Source organism: Collinsella aerofaciens (genome assembly GCF_902501475.1).
Lineage (GTDB): Bacteria > Actinomycetota > Coriobacteriia > Coriobacteriales > Coriobacteriaceae > Collinsella > Collinsella aerofaciens_AL.
In genome coordinates this window covers 56,037-73,570 of the sequence record NZ_CABWIF010000058.1, presented here as the reverse complement: position 1 = coordinate 73,570, position 17,534 = coordinate 56,037, and the positions used below count along the sequence as shown (strand labels likewise).

Sequence of the window (17,534 nt, the reverse complement as noted above, 5' to 3'; positions counted from 1 at the left end):
CCCCCGGCTCGCCCGCTTTCAATCATGTAAATCGCCGTATCTACTCTGCAGACGAAGATCCACCATCAACGATTGCCTGCTCGGACTCAGGAATCCCATCGGCACCCGTGCTCTGTTCTTGCTCCACCTCTTCGCTGATTGCGGAGGCGGGGGTCGAGCCCTTCGCACCCACGATGTAGGCAGCCCCAAATCCTAACGCAATGGCAATCAAGGTCAAAATCACGTAGACAGGCCAATGGCGCTTAATATACGAAAACACGTTGACTCCTTAGAGCTCCGTCTACGAACGGCGGATAACCTCGGTCACGACCTCGGATACCGTAGCAATGTTCGTCGGGTTGACATTGTGGGGCAGGTCGTCCTCGGTACGAGCGCAAGCCAGACGCGTGCCGTCCACGCCGGCGATGGTGAGGGCTCGGCGGCTCGCCTCGAGCGCGGCATAGGCATCGGTCTTGGCATAGGGCATCTCGAGCGCGCCACAATCGACATGGAACGACTTGCAGACCTTGCTGACCAGGTTCATGATGCGGCGATCGCCCTTGAGCAGCTGCTGTTCGCCCTCGACCGTCACAACCGAAAGCCTACCGGCGCCGACGGATTCAAGATTGATAAAGAATACGCCGCGGAGCTTATCGCGATGCGAAGCCAAGAAGGCCTTCATGCCGGCGCCATCACAATCCGAGGCGCCCGTTGCCACAAACCAGATATCGTGACCGAGCAGCTCATCATCGCCCATAGAGGCGACAGCCGAGAGCATATCTTCGGAAGAAGCGCCATCGGAAGACGTAGCGCCACCCTTCCAGCCATCGTTATCGTCCTCGAAGTTATCCCACGAACCGATACCGCGACCGGACTTCTTGGCATCGTAATCGTCTTCGACGCCCAGCCAGTCACTCATGCTGTCCTGCTCGTTTTTCTTTTTACGACCGAACAGGCCACCCAGGCCGCGCTTACGAGACTTGGGTGCCGCCGGGGCGGGAGCCGAAATGGTCTCGATCGGCTGCGCGGCCGACGCAACGGGCATAGGAGGCGCAACGGGTGCCGATGTGGGTTCGGGAGCTTGGGCGGTAGCAAAGGGGTCGTTGACCTGGGCAGAGGGATCGGGAAGGTCGAACAGCGACGTGCGAGACGCAACGTTTGTCTGCTTCATAGACGGCAGCGACGGATCGGGGACCGAAGCCAGCGGAGACGAGGAAGGTGCAGGCGACGGTGCCGACGCCGGATCGGGAACATTCATCTGCGGACGCGGCGATGCCTGGGAGGAAATCTGGGCCATAAGGGAATCGACCGTTTCGTCCTGGGTGGGAGCGACATCGGCAACCGTGGCACCGGAACCACTCGGGGTCGGCATGGTGAAAATCTGCGTGGAGTAAGGCCTCGACTCATCCGTTTCGAGAGTCTCGGAAACCACAGACACTTCCTCCTGCTCGGCCTCGGTCGAATCACCTTGATCGGCTGCCGCGTATTGCTCTTCGCCAGAGTTGGCCTCGACGGGCTCGTCCTCGGCGGCATCCTGAATTTCGGCAGCATCAATAGGCTCGTCATCGTCTGCCGCGTCGCCCTGCTCATCGGAAACAGGAAGGGGCTCGGCAATCGCGGTGCCTTGCTTTTCAAACGTTATCGTGGAATCGAACTGCGCGGCATCAAACGACATGGTGCTATCGACGTGCTGCTGAGCCTCGAAAGACGTCGTCGCCTCAACAACATCCGCGGACGCCGGTTGCTGGGACTCAAAGGACGTTGTAGCTTCGGCGGCGTCGACGGGCGCGGACTGCATAGCCTCGTTCTGCTCGAACTCTTGCGCCGCGTGCTCACGTGCCGCCTCGGCTGCCTGCTGCTGAGCGATAGCCTCCTGCTCGGCAGCCTCGCGTGCGGCAGCGCGCTTCTCCTCGAAATCGTCGACAAATTTCTTGCCCTTTGCAAGCGCACCCTTAAAGAAGTTGGAAGCGCTGGCGCCAATCGACGAGAACGCGGATGCAATGTCGGCATGGGGCGTTGCCGCGGGAATCTCGGCCGAGAAATCAGTATCGCTTTCGTAAGACACACGCCTCGGCTGTTCAACGTAATCGTCGTCAGACTCGTCCGCAACGTCTTGCGCCGGCGCGGCGGGAGCCAAAACGTCCAGTCCTGCCGCGGGATCGATCGCGGACACCGCCTCGGGCTCGGCAACGGCAGCGGCAACCGCGGCAGACTCATCATCCACGGTGACAGCGGGCGCAGGTGCAGTCACGACGGGGGCAGGCTCGGGCTCAAACGTCGGCTCCTCGCCCTCCTCGTAATCGAGCGTGCAGGACTCGGGAAGCATTCCGAGCGCACGGATGGCATCCGAACCAAAGCGGATGTTGCCGGCGGCATTGCGATAGAGCTTGGGCTCGGGCTCGGCCGCGACAGGCTCCTCCACCGGCTCGGCAGCGGAAACCTCGTCATTGAACTCTTCGGCCTGGGCAGCCTGATTCTGATCCTCGGGCACGATGGCGCCAATCAGCGTCTCGTCGGCAGACGCACCCTCAAAGCCCTCGATCTGCTCGTCGAAAGCCTCACCCTGTTCGGGCTCGGTCTGAGCGTCGGGAGCAATCGGCTGACCGAACTCGTCCTCGGCGTAGGTAGGCTCTTCATACTCGATGGTGTTGCCGTAGTCGTTTTGCTGCTGGGCCGCGGCATACTCCGCCGCTGCGCGCGCCATTTCCTCGGCACGACGCTTTTGCTCCCCAAAATAGGTATCGAACGGAACATCGTCGGGAAACTCGTTTTCGCCCTGGAAGGGAGCAACGTTGTCCATAACGCCGAGCATAGCGGCGACAGAAGACTTGTTGCACACCGCGCCGGACGTATAGGGAAGAATGTGGCGGTTAGAGATGATGTTTGCCGCGTTGGCAAGCGCAACGAGGGAAGCGAGGATCGCGACAATCCACAGCAGAACCTTGAGCGCGCCGGGGAGCGGCAGGATGCGCAGGATGGCAACGGCAGCGGGGGCAACCGTGGCAACGGGCAACAGCTTGGCGATGAGCGCACGATACGAAGCATAGGGCTCGCGGGCGAGCAGCTCAGCACGGGGAGAGTCGTAGTGTGCGACAACGACCACCGGGCGGTTGCGCGGAGACGCGAGCGGGCCCGAGGCCTTGTGGTAGGCGATGACATTTTGGCTCACGCCCGTCTTGCCCAGGCGCGAAACCACGGGGTGGCCCGTGCGCTCGAGCACGTAGAGCACGGCACCGACAATGGCCAGCAAGGTGCCGACCAAGCCGATACCGCCGCCGATGCCCATCAACAGGGCGCCGGCAAACGCAAGAATACCGGTAACGGCAAATGCCAACCTACTGGGCGCCGGGGCATTGAGCTCCTGAACCTCGGGGTCAAAGCCGTGGTTGCGGAAGATCTGAGCGATATCCTCGGCAGCCAAGCGCTCTTCTTCGCTGCATGCCGGCGTAATGCCGGTGTTCTGCAGCAGGTGGTTAATATAGTTCTGGGTGTTCGCCATGTGCGCTCCACATCCATAATCCGACAAATAGGCCCAATGCATGCACATTAGAACCGTATATAGTCGAAAGTATACCCCGAGCGAGCGCAAACGACCGAATTCGGGCTATCTTAACGCCCCGAGCGGACAAGGATATAGCCTAATCTCCATATCGGACTAAAATCATGGCAGCAAACCACCTTCTCATGCGAGGACTCTATGACGGCAAGCGACGCGACCGCGACAATTAAAAAGGGGAATTCGGAGCCCAGTTTCGATAAAACGGCTCAGCGCATCCTCAATCTTTTCTTTGTGCTCAACAGCTCCCCCGAACCGCTGACGACCGAGCAGATCGTCTTGGATTCTGACCTGGGATATGGCTCGGGCAACATCGACTCGGATAAGCGCAAGTTTCGGCGCGATCGTGACAAACTGCTCGAGCGTGGCATCTTAATCAAGGAGGTTCGCCCCACCGGCGCGCAGGAGACCGAGGAAAGCTCGTGGACAATCGACCGCGAGCACACGTTTGCGGCAGGCGGCCTCATTACCGCAGACGACGCCGATATCCTGCTCAACGCCATCGACCAGACACTAGCGGCCGGCTCATCCACTTTTGCCGCACCGCTTGCCGATATTCGCTCCAAGATTGCCTATCTCACCGGCAGGACGACGGTAGACGAGGCGCCGATCAGCCGCTCTCCCACCGTCGATGCGGTTTGGAGCGCCTTTGCCGAGCGTTGTGCGCTGCGATTTTTATATCAGAACGGACGCGGCGAGCAGAAAGAACGTACCGTCTGCGTCTACGGCATGTTCGAGCGCGAGGGCGTGGCGTACTTCTGTGGCCTCGACAACGTCACCGACGACATCAGGACATTCCGCTGCGACCGTATCGTACGCGCTTGGCGTCCTTCGAAGGCCTACGTCATCCCCGCGAACTTCAATCTCAACGACTATCTGTTCTTTGAATTCGATTTTGCCGACCGACCGCCCGTTGCAGCCACGTTCTCGTTCGCCCCTCAGACGCAGATCGATATGATCAACGGCCTCACGCGCGGGCGAGGTGAGCTCGCACACACCGATGTGGGATGGACCTGGACCGTTGACGTGCGCGATCTTGAAGCCGCCGCCTCATTTTGCATGGCCCACGCCATGGACGGCATGAGGCCCATGGCCCCCAAATCGCTCAAGCAGGCGTGGAACCACCTCATCGAAAGGACGGTGCACGAGTATGCCCGTGCGTAAACTCACCAGCGAGCAGAGACTCTCGCGCGCCATCGACATCATGGAAGCCCTCTACGCCGCCGGCGAGAGCGGCATGACACGAACCGAGATTTGCAGTCGCTTTGACATCACGGGGGTGTCGCTCGACGAGATTCTCGAGATCGTCTCGACGCTCGCGGACCGAGAATCGGGCGCGCGCATCATCTGCGAATGCCGCGGCGAGCGTGTGGTCCTCACCGGTGACGCCGGTCGTGTGCTACCGCTGCGCCTGAGTGCCGCCGAGGGCGCTGTGCTCAACCATGAACTTGAATCGTTGGGGATCGAGCCCCAGGCGGCGGCTCGGATTCGACATGCTCTTCTACCCGAAGAGCTCGGCTATAACCAGCGCGTCTTTGACACCGTCAACCACGGGTCGCACTGGCAGCAGCTGAGCTGCGCCATTCAGGACGGCGTTCGCTGCCGCATCTCGTATCGCTCGATGGACGATGCACGGCCACGCGAGCGTCTGGTCGACCCCTTGCGCATTACGGCAAACGGCGACCAAACATACCTGATTGCCTGGGACATCGCGGTCGATGAGCAGCGCACCTATCGCATGGATAAAATCGAGGGACTCGCCTTGACGGAAGACTCCGTCGTGCCTCATGCACCGGACGTCACATCCCTCCACGATTCCCTTGCTCGGACGCAGCGTAGCGCAAAGCTCTTGATGCCATTCGATATGGCGGAGTATCTGGACTGGGCCGGCATCACCCTAATCGAGCGCAGCGGGGCAGACATGGCAACGGTAACCGTGCATTACGGCTCCGAGCGTTGGCTACTGAGCCAGATAATCGCAGCGGGCGGAGCCATCCGCATCTTGGATGACCCCGCCCTGTCAAAGCGTCTGTGCGATATGGCAAAAACCCTCGTCTGTCCGCTTTAGCGCCGCCGCTCGTGGCGTGCACGCCACAGTTGCAGATAGTGCCCGATCTGCGCCGATTCGATGCGCTGGTAGGAGCTCGTGGGCAGCGACGTTAAGAACTTCTTTCCGTAGCCCTTCGTCACCAGGCGCGGGTCGGCCAGAATCAGCACGCCGCAATCGGTCGACGAGCGGATAAGGCGGCCGGCCGCCTGCTTGACCTCGAGCACCGCCTCGGGCAGCGAATAGCGCGCCCAAGCGCGGTCTTCGCGCAGGTTGCGCTCGCACGAGAGCGGGTCCGTGGGACTCGAGAACGGCAGCTTGGGAATGATGACGCAGCGCAGCGTCTCGCCGCTGGCGTCGAATCCCTCCCAGAAGGCCTTAAGAGCAAAAAGCGACGAGGTCGGCTCGTTGATAAACCGGTCGCGCAGGCGACGAGGAGATGAGTTGCGCTGCTGGCAGTTGAGCTCCAGACCCGCACGGGCCATCTTGGGCTCAACGCGGGCGTACAGGTCTTCCATGTCGCGCCGATTGGTGAACAGCGTGAGCACCGATCCGCCCATGGCAAGATGGGCGTCGACCAGCACGCGCTCGAGCGCCGTAAGATAGCTCTCACGATCGCGCGGATCGGGGATATCGCCCGCAACGACTACAGCCATGTTCGAATCGAAGTCGTAGCTCGAGTCCAAGTGCAACGATGAGGATGTTGAAGCACCGATGCGATCGAGGCCGACCGCGTGGTTAAAGTGTTCAAAGCTTTTGGACACCGTCATGGTCGCCGAGGCAAAGATAGCCGTGTGAACCTCGGGCAGCCACTCGGTTGCCAAGGCCTCGCCAATGTCGATGCGCTCTGCGGTCATTGACTCTCCGCCGGCACGCAACCTGCGATTGACCTGCAGCGAATACACGTAGTGTTCATCGGTGCCATCAATGATGAGTTTGAGGTTCTCGGCCAGCTCGTGCAGGCGGCGCGAGATATCACCCAGGTCGACAACAACCTCGGGCTTGTCGGCGGCGACGGCTTGCACCAGCGCATCGACGCTCTTGTCAGCTTGTTCCAATGCGTCGATGGCAGTGTAGGCCGACTGTAAGAAATCATGCCAGTCGTCAGATTCGCGCAACTCGGGGCCAATCCATAGATTGGCATTGTCATAACCCCCACGGGCACGGCGGCCGAGCTCGCGAACGCCATCGAACACGTCGGCGATTGCCATGCTCGCGCGCGCAACCGTCGACGTCGCCTTGGCAGTAAGGCCCAGATAGAGTGTAGAGCCCTCAGAGGTTGCCAAATCACGGGAGACCTGGCTTAGCGCACCGGTGCTCGAGCCACCCAGGCGCTCAAACAGAACGCGTGATTCGTCCGCCGACACCACGCGCGCCCACTGACGGCGCGCCTCGCGCTCGATGGAATGGGCCTCGTCGATTACCCAATGACGAATCGGAGGCAAAATCCTGCCCTCGGCCGCGACGTTACGGAACAGCAGGGAATGGTTGGTGACCACCACATCGGCATGCGCCGCACGACGGCGAGCGCCGTGGACCAAGCATTTATCAGGGAAAAACGGGCAGAGGCGACGAGCACACTCGCGCGAGGCCGTCGTAAAGTCGGGGCGGTTGACGCTGCGCCACCGAATGCCAAGTGAGTCGAGGTCGCCATCGGCTGATTGGCAGACGTACGCCATAATGACCGCGACCGCCGTGAGCGTGTCCGCCGGATCGCGCTTGGTGGTAATCTCGACCTGGCCGCGGCTCATGCGCTCAAGCTTGCGCAGGCACGGATAGTGGTCATACCCCTTGAGAGCGCAAAATGACAGACCACCTTCCAGTTGCTCGGCAAGTTTTGGAAGCTCATGGTACATGAGCTGGTCGGCTAGATTGTTCGATTTGGTCGCAATACCAACCGTGATGTTGTTACGGCGCGCTGCCTCGGCAAAAGGCACCAGATAGGCCATCGATTTGCCGACGCCCGTGCCCGCCTCAATTACACGATGAGTGCCCGTGACCAGCGCATCGCGGACCTCGAGCGCCATCGCGATCTGCTCATCACGCGGCTCGTAAGTGGGATACATGCGATTGACCAGGCCACCCGGCGCATAGTCTGCCTCAATCTCCTCACGACTCGGCATCTTGAGGACCGGTAGTTCGTCGGCGTCCACCCGATCGTCGGCGCGATCGGCCTTGAGAACGTCAGCACGAGCGGCGCTGAGAGAGAAGATAGAACCAGGGTTCTGCCCTGCCAAGAATGAGAAGATAGGACGATAGGACCAAGGCACGTCCGGATGCATGTCGGCTAGGCGCGCCATGAGGCCCTGGGGCAAGTCGGTGAGTGCCACAAGCAACACGCGCCATACGCCACACAGGGCGTCGACGTCGGCATTGGCACGGTGTGATACCGAGTCACAGCCAAACAGATCGGCCATAAAAGACAGCTTGTGCGAGGCCAGGCGCGGTAGCGCGATGCGCGACAGCGCCAGCGAATCGATCCAAATATCGCTCACGTTGACGCCGCCTTTGACCGACTCGATAAACGAGCGGTCGAACGTGGCGTTATGTGCAATCACCGGGCAACCACCGACAAAATCGGCGAGGGCGGCGACGGCCTCAACGGCCGACGGGGCATCTGCCACATCGGCATTTGTAATGCTCGTGAGCTCGGTAATCTCGGCGGGAATCAGCTGCTTGGGATGCACGAAGGTATCGAAGCGGTCGATAACCTCGCGGCCCGAAAGACGGGCCGCCGAGATCTCGATCAGCTCGTTGTCCTGCACCGAAAGACCCGTGGTCTCGGTATCGAGGACAATCACATCTTCCTCGATAAGGCCGAAGGACTGCGTTTTGGCGCGTTCGGCAAGCGTGGCATAGGAGTCGATGACAAACTGCGGCGTTCCTGACGAAACCGCGTCCTCGATTAGCATGCAATGCCCGCTCGACGAAGACCCATACGGATCAGACTGTCACAAACCTGCGGGAACGTCATGTCGTCGGTGTGGCGGATCTCATCCGGATACAGCGACGTATCGGTCATGCCGGGAATGGTATTGGTCTCGAGGATAACGGGGCCGTCCTCGCTCACGATAAAATCGCTGCGCGAGATGCCCAGGCAACCGAGCGCCTTGTGAGCGGCACAGGCAAGCTCCTGGGCACGAGCGTAGTTCTCGGGTGAAATCTGCGCCGGAATGCGATGGATGTCCGTAGGGTCGACATATTTCACGTCCAGATCGTAGAACTCGCAGTCCTCGGGCTTGCGAATCTCGACAATCGGCAGAGCGCGCACGTCGTCCTCGCCGTACACGCCGACGGTGATCTCGGTACCCTCGATGCACTTCTCGACCAGCACTTTGTCGCCGTACTCAAACGCCTTGGCGATTGCCGCGGGCAGCTCGGAGGGCTCATGGACCAGGGAAATGCCATAGCTGGAACCGTTGACGGCCGGCTTCACAAAGCAGCGCTCGCCACAAACCTCGACGATATGATCGATATCGACTTCATCGCCCACCTCGAGCGCAAGGCCGGGGGCAACGGGAATGCCCGCCTTGGCGTACAGGAGCTTAGAGACCTCCTTGTCGGCACCGCAGGCGCTGGCAAGCACGCCCGAGGCCGTGTAGGGGATACCCAGGGTCTCCATAGCGCCCTGCATGGCGCCATCCTCGCCGCCGGCACCGTGCATGGCGATAAACGCCACGTCAAAGCCGCCGGTCGCCATGGTTACCATAAAATCATCGGCAGCCGTGTCGAGCAGCTCCACCGAAGTGTAGCCGGCCTCCTTCAAGGCAACCACGACGTTCTTTCCCGAATTGAGCGAGATCTCGCGCTCAGCGGAATGACCGCCCGCCAAGACCGCTACGTGCATGTTCTCTAGGCTTTTACCCGGCATGGGCAGACTCCTCCTCTATAATTTCTGCAGCTGATACCATATTGTAGCGATACCCTCTACGTTTCCCCAAAATCGAAAGGCTTCCATGAATCCCAGGACTAAATCTCAGGACATTCGCGACTTGAGCCAAAACGATATTCGCGACCTTGTGGCCGAACTTGGCCAGCCCGCCTTCCGCGCGAAGCAGCTCATCGAATGGGTCTTTGAGAAGAACGTTTGTTCGTTTGACGATATGACCAACCTTCCCAAGGCTTTCCGCGAGCAGCTTAAAGAGGCTTTTGCCTTTGACACGCCGACTGAACTCACCAAGCAGGTTTCCAAAGATGGCTCTCGCAAGTACCTGCTCGAGTACCACGACGGCATTTCCGTCGAGACTGTCGGTATGCCCCGTCGCAACAAGCTTTCCGTCTGCGTTTCCACCCAGGCAGGCTGTGGCATGGGCTGCGCCTTTTGCGCTACCGGTCTCAACGGCCTCAAGCGTTCTCTGACCGCCCAAGAGATCGTCGACCAGGTGCTTCATGTATCTAACGACTTTGGCGAGCGTGCCACGAGCGTTGTCTTCATGGGTCAGGGCGAGCCGTTTGCCAACTACGATGAGGTTCTCAAGGCGCTGCGAATCCTCAACGACCCCGATGGCATCGGTATTGGCGCTCGCCACCTCACCGTCTCCACCAGCGGCGTTATTCCAGGTATTCGCAAATTTGCCGACATCCCCGAGCAGTTCACGCTTGCCGTTTCCCTGCATTCCGCCATCCAGTCGACGCGCAATAAGCTCATGCCCGGCGTTAAGAAGTACACGCTGCTTCGACTTCACGAGGCGCTTCAGCTTTACACCGAGAAGACTGGCCGCCGCCCGACCTATGAGTATGCCATGATCGAAGGCGTCAACGATACGAATCCCGAGATGCAGGCGCTCTGCGACTTCTGCGAGGGAACGCTGTGCCACGTTAACCTGATTCAGCTTAACGACATCGAGAGCAGCCCGCTCAAGCCGTCGCCGATTCATAAGGTTGAGGATCTTCAGCGTCGTCTTGAGTCCCGTGGCATCGAGACCACGATTCGTAACTCCCGTGGTAACGATATTGACGCCGCCTGCGGACAGCTGAAGCAGCGCTTCAAAGTTCAGAAGAACGCATAGGGGAGTCGCACCCCAAATCGTTTCATGTGAAACATCGAACAGTCCCGGTTGCAGGATATGCAACCGGGACTGTTTCATATATTGACTACAATTTTAGCTTTGCTGCTACTGGTCCCATTTTTTACGGGCAAAATAAGGGGTCCTTGTCTCGTGAATCAGACAAGGACCCTTCAAAATATACTGGGTAATTGTTAGGTACCTAATAGCCTACATTTTCCCATTGGTTGCTAACCCAACCTTGATTAATCTTTGGATTCTTCGTTACCTGAGCAGTACGCATAGCAACATCTTCTGTCATAACATCCATTTTCTTCTTGGAAGTATCGACGATATCCTGCGCACCACGAAGCAAACGACCTCGAAGCTCATCGTCTGTCGCGATCTTATAGCCAGCAAAGGCACCAGCTGCGACGGTTGTCGCCAATGCAATCGCAGTTAAAATCTTATTCCCCATCTTGGTCTCCTTGATCAAACTGAATCATTTCGCCAAGAATACGAGAGAGCTCTTCCTCGTCTTTAAACTCAATCTCAATCTTATTCTTTCCTCGCGAGCTCTTCACACGCACGTTGGTATTAAAAACCTGACGAAGCACGCGGGCAGCCTTTTTAAAAGACTGAGGCGTTGCAGGCCTCGGAGTCTTAGGTGTCTCTCCGGCAGAAAACAACGGAGCAAGATTTTCTGTCGCTCTTACGGAAAGGCCCTCTGCAACAACTTTCTCTGCAAGTCGAATTCGAGCATCCTCATAGGGAACCGCAAGAATTGCACGTGCATGACCAGCAGTAAGTTTGCCCTCAAAAATCATCTGCTGAACTACTTCGGGGAGATCGAGAAGACGCAGCGAGTTTGTAATTGCAGAGCGTGACTTGCTTACCGCCTTCGACAATGCCTCCTGGGTCATACCGCTGGCATCGATAAGCTGGCGGTAGCCCTTAGCCTCTTCGACGGGATTTAGATCAGAACGCTGAAGGTTTTCGATAAGAGCAAGAGCTAGCATCTCTTCATCATTAACCTCTTTAATGATGACAGGCAGTTCCTCAAGACCAGCAAGTTTTGACGCCTGGTAACGACGTTCACCAGCGATGATCTCATAGCCGTTTCCATGCTTGCGAACCAAAAGCGGCTGCAAAACACCATGTTCTTGAATTGACTCGCTCAACTCGCGAAGTTCAGTTTCGTTAAAGTGAATTCGGGGCTGATTTGGGTTGGGAACGATATCCTCAATAGGTAATTTTGTTTCAGACGCAGCATTCGAAGCCGATGCAGCCGAACCACCGGTCTCATACTCGGCCTCTGAGACCAAAGCATTGAGTCCACGTCCCAATCCGCCACGTTTCTTTACACTAGGCACGCTTGATCACCTCTTTTGCAAGGTTCATATATGCTTTTGCACCCTTATTTTGAGGTGCATAGGTAATTACCGGTTCTCCAAAAGACGGAGCTTCGGAGATTTTAACCGTACGGGGGATTAGCGTCTTAAACGCCTTATCACCAAAGTACGATTGAACCTCCTCAACAACCTGATTCGATAGTGAAGTACGCGAGTCATACATGGTCATAAGCACACCATAGGTGTCTAAGCCCTTGTTCAGCCGTGATTTGACCATCTTCATTGACTCAAGCAGCTTCGTAACGCCCTCGAGTGCGTAATATTCGCACTGGATCGGAATCAAAACGCTGTCTGCTGCGGTCAAGGCGTTGATAGTAAGCAGGCCGAGCGAAGGAGGGCAGTCAATGAAAATAAAATCGAACTCGTCCTGAATCGGCTCAAGCAAATCTTTGAGGCGGGTTTCACGTGCAATTGCGCTTACGAGCTCAATTTCGGCGCCTGCAAGCTGAATTGTAGCTGGAATTACGAATACCTTTTTGCAATTTGTATCAAGAACAAGTGATTCTGCCGGCACATCATTCAACAATGCATCATAGATGCAGTGATCAAGGTCTTCTTTTTCAATTCCGAATCCACTGGTGCTGTTTCCCTGCGGATCAAAATCGACAATCAGTGTCTTACGACCCTGTTCACCCAGTGCTGCTGCAAGGTTTACAGCCGTCGTTGACTTACCGACGCCGCCTTTTTGATTGATGATTGCAATGATACGCGTGTCTTTTGCGCTCTTAGAACGCTTAACGTCGCGAAATCCCACGGTCCCTCCTGGTGTGTATTAAAGCTGTCAAACGGAGGATGTTTCACGTGAAACATTCCGATTCGATATCAACCGCAATGTTTCACGTGAAACACTGCAAGTTGTTAGTATCCATTATGTTTCACGTGAAACATCTAGGCAAGCGGATTCTTCTTTGCCATGCCATTTGCACGAGGCAATGAAACGGATGCTGGGTGACTCTTCTTAAGAAGAATAAACTCCCTGTGGCCCAGGCCCTCAGGCAAATCGATAGCGTCATTCAGAAGCAAAGTGAAGCCGCAAATCTTTGCTGCTGACATGCCGGAAGCAAGCTCCTCATCCGAAGGATTGCCCTTGGTGATAACAAATAGCCCTCCATCCTTGAGGTACGGCGCCGCATACTCAACAAGAATCGGTAAAGGGGCCAGTGCGCGGGCGGTTACGACAGAGAACTGTTTCTTATGGCTTCGAGCATATTCTTCAAGACGATCATGGACCGCATGAGCATGTTTCAATCCAAGAGCATGGACAAAGGAATTGACTGCATCAACCTTCTTGCCAACAGAGTCAATATAAGTTGCTTTACGATGCGTGGTTATGGTTAATGGAATACCAGGGAAGCCGGCACCTGTTCCCATATCGAGCAAAGCTCCCTCAGGAGCCTTATTGATATAAGGGAGCAAAACAAGTGAGTCAAGGATATGAAGTACTGCAGCATCTTCTACGTTAAGAATACGGGTGAGATTGGTTGTCTTATTTATTTCCAGAACCAAATCCAAATGCTGAATACATTTCCTCAGCTCAACATCAGTTACGCTCAAGGAATACTCTTTGCAATAGGAAGTTAGACGACACAGCATCTCGTCAGCCTGCTGATCAGTAAGTACTAACAACGAAAGCTCCTTTCTGACAAAAATCAGTGTATCGAGAACTTTTGACAAAAAAAGGGGACGTGGAAACCACGTCCCCTTAGCATAAGCTCGAGTAGATTATCGAGCAACAATCACTACATGGCGATCGGGGTCAGAACCCTCAGAATGAGTATCGACCGCATCATTGCCACGAAGTGCAATGTGAACCAGTCGGCGCTCGTAGGCATTCATGGGCGGAAGCGAAACACTCTTGTGAGTGCGGATGGCGCGCTCGGCAGCAGACTGAGCCATGGAGGCAACCTTGTCCTGACGGCGGCTCTTGTATCCCTCGACGTCCACTACAACCGGATACCTAAAGCCAAGCTTGCGGCTCACCAGCAAAGAGAACATAACCTGAAGGGCATCAAGGGTGCGACCATGACGGCCAATGAGAACAGCAAGATCGGGAGCCGTTACATCCAGAATCAGCTCACCCTCGTCACCCTCATACTCATCGATAGGAGAGTTGGCGGCATCGAAGTGCGAAAGGATGGAACGCAGGATGGAAATCGCAATATCGGCAATGGTGTCGAGCTCCTCATCGGTCAGCTCTTCACCAGCCTTGTAGCGCTGTGCAATCTCGGGATAATCGCCCGCGACCTGCGGGGCAACCTCCTCAAGCATATCCTCGATGATCTCTTCAGACATAACGTACTCCAAAAGTTAGGTACCTAAATAAGATTGATATCCCACTACTTCTTCTTGTGCGGGCGCGGCTTCCTCTCGCGACGAGTGACCTCAACCTGCAGCGGAGCGTTCTTAAGACGCTCCTCCTCATCGGCCTTCGCCTTGTCGATGACCTTCTGCGTCACAAAAATCTGCTGGATAACCTGCCAAGCAGACGAGACGTCGTAGTACAGCAGAACACCAACGGGAAGGCTCCAGCCCATCCAAAGCATCATGACCGTCATGACAACGGCCATCATACGCATGCTCTGAGCCTGCTGGCCGGTCTGGTTGCGCGACATATAGAGCTGCGGAATCAGGGTCAGGACGGCAAACAGGATCAGGCAAACCAGCGCAGGCAGTGCAACCATAAAGCCATCGGCAAAGGAAGCGCTCGGCGTGGTGGTCAGGTCGGGCAGGATGTTGAAGAACGAGAACGTGCCGTTGTTAAAGTACTGCGGCAGGTTGCGCAGCAATGTAAACAGGGCGAACAGGATAGGCATCTGAATCAGCAGCGGCAGACAGCCAGCCATGGGGTTGAACTTGTTCTCGCTGTAGAACTTCTGCATCTCCTCGGCCTGACGCTGGGGATCGTCGGCATAGCGCTCCTGGATCTCGAGCATCTTGGGCTGCAGCACCTGCATGCGAGCCGTCGACTTGGTCGACTTGAGCATAAGCGGCGTCAGCAGCAGACGGATGATGACCACCAGGATGATGATGGACAGGCCCCAGTCGACCGCAAAGGTCTGGATGAGCTTGAGCAGCTCGAAAAGGATGTTAACGATCCAATCCCACATGTAAGTTTTCCTCCGATAGCGAGTGCCCGCTAGGGCACAGGGTCATAACCGCCGACGTGCAGGGGATTGCAGCGAGCGATGCGCCTCACGGCAAGCCAGCAGCCTCTCAAAACACCGTGCTTCTCAATCGCCTGGATGGCGTATTGCGAGCACGTTGGGTAATAAATGCAGGCGTCAGGCAATAAGGGCGAAATAACCTGTTGATATATGCGAATAGGAGCGATGGCAACACGTCGCAAAACGTGATTGCTCATCGCTCCTCCCCGGCAACGCCGGCGCGCTTCATAAGCGAACGCAACGCCTTGTCCATCTCCTGCGGCGAGGAAACCCTCGTCTTGGGAGTTGCAAACAAGATGATGTCATAACCCGCAACGGGAAATCCGCAGCTGCGGGCGGCCTCGCGCATCACACGCTTAGATCGGTTGCGCACGACGGCACAACCGAGTCGCTTAGCACCAACGAAGGCGACCCTTCCGGAGTCGCCTTCGCCAACCGATTCACATATGGTCATTCGAATCAGAGGGTGATTGAAACGACGCCCCTGACTGAACACATGCTCGAAATCTTGCCGAGACTTAATAGTCTTCATGCGAGATGTGTGTATCGCTGCTAGACAGTGAGACGCTTGCGGCCCTTGGCGCGACGACGGGCGAGCACGGCACGACCACCCTTAGTGGCCATACGGGCACGGAAGCCATGGGTCTTGGCACGCTTACGCTTATTAGGCTGATACGTACGCTTCATCTTAAGTTCCTCCTGCTGCATTTCGAGTGTCCGCGGGGACGCGGACGCAGATATAGACACGTGAGCTTGAAGATTGTAGGGAAATCAATGTTCAAATGTCAAGAAATCAAAGGTAAAAGGTTGCGCAGTTCACACGGTTCCCCCATAAGCCAAGCTCGATTTAGCGGTGCATGGCAACTTTTCATGATATTTCATCGAGTTTTCAACAGGTCATGTTGGCAATGTTGAGAACTTTTCGTCCGTTTTCCAAAGTTTTCAACAGGTTTTGAAAGTTTGTCGAAAGATGAGAAACATTGCACGGTGAGCTACTATTTGTTCGAAACCTTTAGGAAGATTGCGAGCGGCATGTCTGACGACTTTTACACCATGGTCGATTCCGGAGACCCGGCACCCGACAACGAGCACATCACCGGCGTGCGCGAAGAGCGTGACGAAGGTGAACAGACGACAACGCAGGCGCCAAAAGCCATGTACGCCGCGCGCATCGCCGTCTATGACGACATGCTGTCGACACCGCGTGTGATCGTCATCGATCCGCAAGATGTCCGCACGTATTTGGAAGAGACGACCAACACCGTCTACCAGTGCATGAAAGAACAAGGTGGCCATATCTCGCTCATGGTCATCCGCGAGATTGTCGAAAACTTTATCCACGCACACTTTGCAGAGCCCATCATCTCGATTCTGGACGGCGGAGACACCATCCGCTTTGCTGACCAAGGACCCGGCATCGACGACAAGGAACGCGCTTTCGACTTTGGCGTTACCAGCGCAAACAGCAAGATGAAGCGCTATATCCGTGGAACCGGAGCAGGGTTTCCCATGGTGCAGGAGTATTTGGAAAACGCCGGCGGTGCCGTATCCATCGAGGACAACATGGGCAACGGCACCGTGGTTACGGTAAGCCTGAACCCTAAACGCGTGCAGGAAATCGAGCGTGCCGGCGGACGCGGTGCTGCCGTGCGGCCCGAGACGGAGCAGCCCACATATCCCCTGCCGGGAGCTTTTGCGCAGCAGCCCATGGCAACGCAGCAGATGCAGCCCCCCGTGGGGCAGATGCAGCAGCCCGGAATGCTTCCCACACAAGAGCCCCAGGCGGCATCTATGTCGATGACGCCAAACATGCCAGAGGCCATGCCGCTGGCAGATCAGGATGCAGCAGCAATGCAGCAGGCGACGGGGGCACCGGGTGGCCAGCAAATGGGCTATCAGCCGTACCAACGGGGATATCCATATCAGCAGATGCCGCCACTGGGGTATGGCCAGCAGTTCCCGCAGCAGTACCAGCAGGGATATCAGCAGCCGTACCAGCAGATGCCGCAGCAGCAGTACAACCCCTGGGCCCAACAGATGCCTCTGCAGCCTTACCAACAGTGGCCTCAAAGTTTTCAACAGCAAATGCCGCCGATGCAGAGTTCTCAACAACCAGCAGCTCAAATGATGTATCCTAATGCAGCAAATCAGTATGCGCAGCCACAACCGGACGTGTTCGTAAGCGATCGCGGCAACGCCGCGCTGGGCTATCTGGCGCAAAATCAAGCGTGCGGTGCAACCGATCTGGCGAGGGCGTTTGGAAACTCGGCCCCCACTTGGTCACGCACGCTCAATGACTTGGCGCAGGCCGGCTTGGTCATCAAGCATGGCCAGAAATACCATCTGACCGAACTCGGCGCCGCTCGCGTGCGAGCTCAGAGCTAAAGAACG

Annotated in this window: 17 protein-coding genes; 4 read left to right on the top strand and 13 right to left on the bottom strand. The window is 56.9% G+C overall.

Annotated elements, in window-relative coordinates; translation table 11 throughout:
• Window positions 1-40 precede the first annotated feature (40 nt).
• Together GDJ93_RS09515 and GDJ93_RS09510 are read right to left on the bottom strand one after the other, a co-directional pair.
• A complete protein-coding gene (locus GDJ93_RS09515) occupies window positions 41-259 on the bottom strand; it encodes a hypothetical protein (RefSeq protein WP_022094153.1) in 219 nt (72 codons plus the stop codon).
• A 21-nt stretch (window positions 260-280) separates the two neighbouring features.
• The gene (locus GDJ93_RS09510; protein WP_152068605.1) at window positions 281-3,478 is read right to left on the bottom strand and encodes a hypothetical protein; all 3,198 of its coding nucleotides are present in this window, start codon (window positions 3,476-3,478) and stop codon (window positions 281-283) included.
• 198 nt (window positions 3,479-3,676) lie between these two features.
• On the opposite strand from GDJ93_RS09510, the gene GDJ93_RS09505 reads away from it, so the two are divergent.
• Entirely contained in the window at window positions 3,677-4,699 is a 1,023-nt protein-coding gene (locus GDJ93_RS09505; protein ID WP_152068604.1) for a helix-turn-helix transcriptional regulator, read from the top strand.
• The gene (locus tag GDJ93_RS09500; RefSeq protein WP_152068603.1) at window positions 4,686-5,603 is read left to right on the top strand and encodes a helix-turn-helix transcriptional regulator; all 918 of its coding nucleotides are present in this window, start codon (window positions 4,686-4,688) and stop codon (window positions 5,601-5,603) included. Before GDJ93_RS09505 ends, GDJ93_RS09500 begins: the two co-directional genes overlap by 14 nt.
• Here GDJ93_RS09500 and GDJ93_RS09495 read toward each other — a convergent pair.
• Window positions 5,600-8,494 (bottom strand): helicase C-terminal domain-containing protein, encoded by a 2,895-nt coding sequence (locus GDJ93_RS09495; RefSeq protein ID WP_152068602.1) that lies wholly within the window; start codon window positions 8,492-8,494, stop codon window positions 5,600-5,602. The two genes, GDJ93_RS09500 and GDJ93_RS09495, sit on opposite strands and share 4 nt — an antisense overlap.
• On the bottom strand, window positions 8,488-9,453 hold the full coding sequence (locus GDJ93_RS09490; protein ID WP_152068601.1) for a D-alanine--D-alanine ligase family protein: 966 nt from the start codon (window positions 9,451-9,453) through the stop codon (window positions 8,488-8,490). Before GDJ93_RS09490 ends, GDJ93_RS09495 begins: the two co-directional genes overlap by 7 nt.
• Before the next feature lie 85 nt (window positions 9,454-9,538).
• Here GDJ93_RS09490 and rlmN point away from each other — a divergent pair, with 85 nt between their 5' ends.
• On the top strand, window positions 9,539-10,591 hold the full coding sequence (rlmN, locus tag GDJ93_RS09485) for a dual-specificity RNA methyltransferase RlmN (RefSeq protein ID WP_152068600.1): 1,053 nt from the start codon (window positions 9,539-9,541) through the stop codon (window positions 10,589-10,591).
• Window positions 10,592-10,790: 199 nt separating this feature from the next.
• On the opposite strand, the gene GDJ93_RS09480 is transcribed toward rlmN, so the two are convergent.
• From GDJ93_RS09480 to rpmH, 9 genes are all read right to left on the bottom strand, one after another.
• Window positions 10,791-11,045 carry a hypothetical protein gene (locus tag GDJ93_RS09480; RefSeq protein ID WP_152068599.1) on the bottom strand — a complete coding sequence of 85 codons (255 nt, stop codon included), beginning with the start codon at window positions 11,043-11,045 and terminating at the stop codon, window positions 10,791-10,793.
• Window positions 11,035-11,940: a ParB/RepB/Spo0J family partition protein gene (locus GDJ93_RS09475; RefSeq protein ID WP_193221518.1), complete on the bottom strand. Its 906-nt coding sequence runs from the start codon at window positions 11,938-11,940 to the stop codon at window positions 11,035-11,037. Before GDJ93_RS09475 ends, GDJ93_RS09480 begins: the two co-directional genes overlap by 11 nt.
• Window positions 11,933-12,733 carry a ParA family protein gene (locus GDJ93_RS09470; protein WP_022093800.1) on the bottom strand — a complete coding sequence of 267 codons (801 nt, stop codon included), beginning with the start codon at window positions 12,731-12,733 and terminating at the stop codon, window positions 11,933-11,935. Before GDJ93_RS09470 ends, GDJ93_RS09475 begins: the two co-directional genes overlap by 8 nt.
• 134 nt (window positions 12,734-12,867) lie before the next feature.
• The gene (rsmG, locus tag GDJ93_RS09465; protein ID WP_226812582.1) at window positions 12,868-13,605 is read right to left on the bottom strand and encodes a 16S rRNA (guanine(527)-N(7))-methyltransferase RsmG; all 738 of its coding nucleotides are present in this window, start codon (window positions 13,603-13,605) and stop codon (window positions 12,868-12,870) included.
• A 96-nt stretch (window positions 13,606-13,701) separates the two neighbouring features.
• Entirely contained in the window at window positions 13,702-14,271 is a 570-nt protein-coding gene (locus GDJ93_RS09460) for a Jag family protein (protein WP_152068597.1), read from the bottom strand.
• 44 nt (window positions 14,272-14,315) lie between these two features.
• Entirely contained in the window at window positions 14,316-15,086 is a 771-nt protein-coding gene (locus GDJ93_RS09455; protein WP_152068596.1) for a YidC/Oxa1 family membrane protein insertase, read from the bottom strand.
• Window positions 15,087-15,115: 29 nt separating this feature from the next.
• Window positions 15,116-15,340 carry a membrane protein insertion efficiency factor YidD gene (gene yidD, locus GDJ93_RS09450; RefSeq protein WP_082222962.1) on the bottom strand — a complete coding sequence of 75 codons (225 nt, stop codon included), beginning with the start codon at window positions 15,338-15,340 and terminating at the stop codon, window positions 15,116-15,118.
• Complete coding sequence (gene rnpA, locus GDJ93_RS09445; RefSeq protein WP_006236191.1) at window positions 15,337-15,675, bottom strand: ribonuclease P protein component; 339 nt, start codon at window positions 15,673-15,675, stop codon at window positions 15,337-15,339. The genes yidD and rnpA overlap by 4 nt, the downstream gene beginning before the upstream one ends.
• Window positions 15,676-15,695: 20 nt before the next feature.
• The gene (gene rpmH, locus GDJ93_RS09440; RefSeq protein ID WP_019127408.1) at window positions 15,696-15,830 is read right to left on the bottom strand and encodes a 50S ribosomal protein L34; all 135 of its coding nucleotides are present in this window, start codon (window positions 15,828-15,830) and stop codon (window positions 15,696-15,698) included.
• Window positions 15,831-16,175: 345 nt separating this feature from the next.
• On the opposite strand from rpmH, the gene GDJ93_RS09435 reads away from it, so the two are divergent.
• A complete protein-coding gene (locus GDJ93_RS09435; protein WP_052044048.1) occupies window positions 16,176-17,528 on the top strand; it encodes an ATP-binding protein in 1,353 nt (450 codons plus the stop codon).
• The last annotated feature ends 6 nt before the right edge of the window (window positions 17,529-17,534 follow it).

Coding starts and splice junctions, on each gene's coding strand:
- rnpA (WP_006236191.1), bottom strand. CDS start 15,675: ATGAAGACTATTAAGTCTCGGCAAGATTTCGAGCATGTGTTCAGTCAG.
- GDJ93_RS09460 (WP_152068597.1), bottom strand. CDS start 14,271: ATGTCTGAAGAGATCATCGAGGATATGCTTGAGGAGGTTGCCCCGCAG.
- GDJ93_RS09510 (WP_152068605.1), bottom strand. CDS start 3,478: ATGGCGAACACCCAGAACTATATTAACCACCTGCTGCAGAACACCGGC.
- yidD (WP_082222962.1), bottom strand. CDS start 15,340: ATGAGCAATCACGTTTTGCGACGTGTTGCCATCGCTCCTATTCGCATA.
- GDJ93_RS09455 (WP_152068596.1), bottom strand. CDS start 15,086: ATGTGGGATTGGATCGTTAACATCCTTTTCGAGCTGCTCAAGCTCATC.
- GDJ93_RS09500 (WP_152068603.1), top strand. CDS start 4,686: ATGCCCGTGCGTAAACTCACCAGCGAGCAGAGACTCTCGCGCGCCATC.
- GDJ93_RS09490 (WP_152068601.1), bottom strand. CDS start 9,453: ATGCCGGGTAAAAGCCTAGAGAACATGCACGTAGCGGTCTTGGCGGGC.
- rpmH (WP_019127408.1), bottom strand. CDS start 15,830: ATGAAGCGTACGTATCAGCCTAATAAGCGTAAGCGTGCCAAGACCCAT.
- rlmN (WP_152068600.1), top strand. CDS start 9,539: ATGAATCCCAGGACTAAATCTCAGGACATTCGCGACTTGAGCCAAAAC.
- GDJ93_RS09435 (WP_052044048.1), top strand. CDS start 16,176: ATGTCTGACGACTTTTACACCATGGTCGATTCCGGAGACCCGGCACCC.
- GDJ93_RS09495 (WP_152068602.1), bottom strand. CDS start 8,494: ATGCTAATCGAGGACGCGGTTTCGTCAGGAACGCCGCAGTTTGTCATC.
- GDJ93_RS09480 (WP_152068599.1), bottom strand. CDS start 11,045: ATGGGGAATAAGATTTTAACTGCGATTGCATTGGCGACAACCGTCGCA.
- GDJ93_RS09505 (WP_152068604.1), top strand. CDS start 3,677: ATGACGGCAAGCGACGCGACCGCGACAATTAAAAAGGGGAATTCGGAG.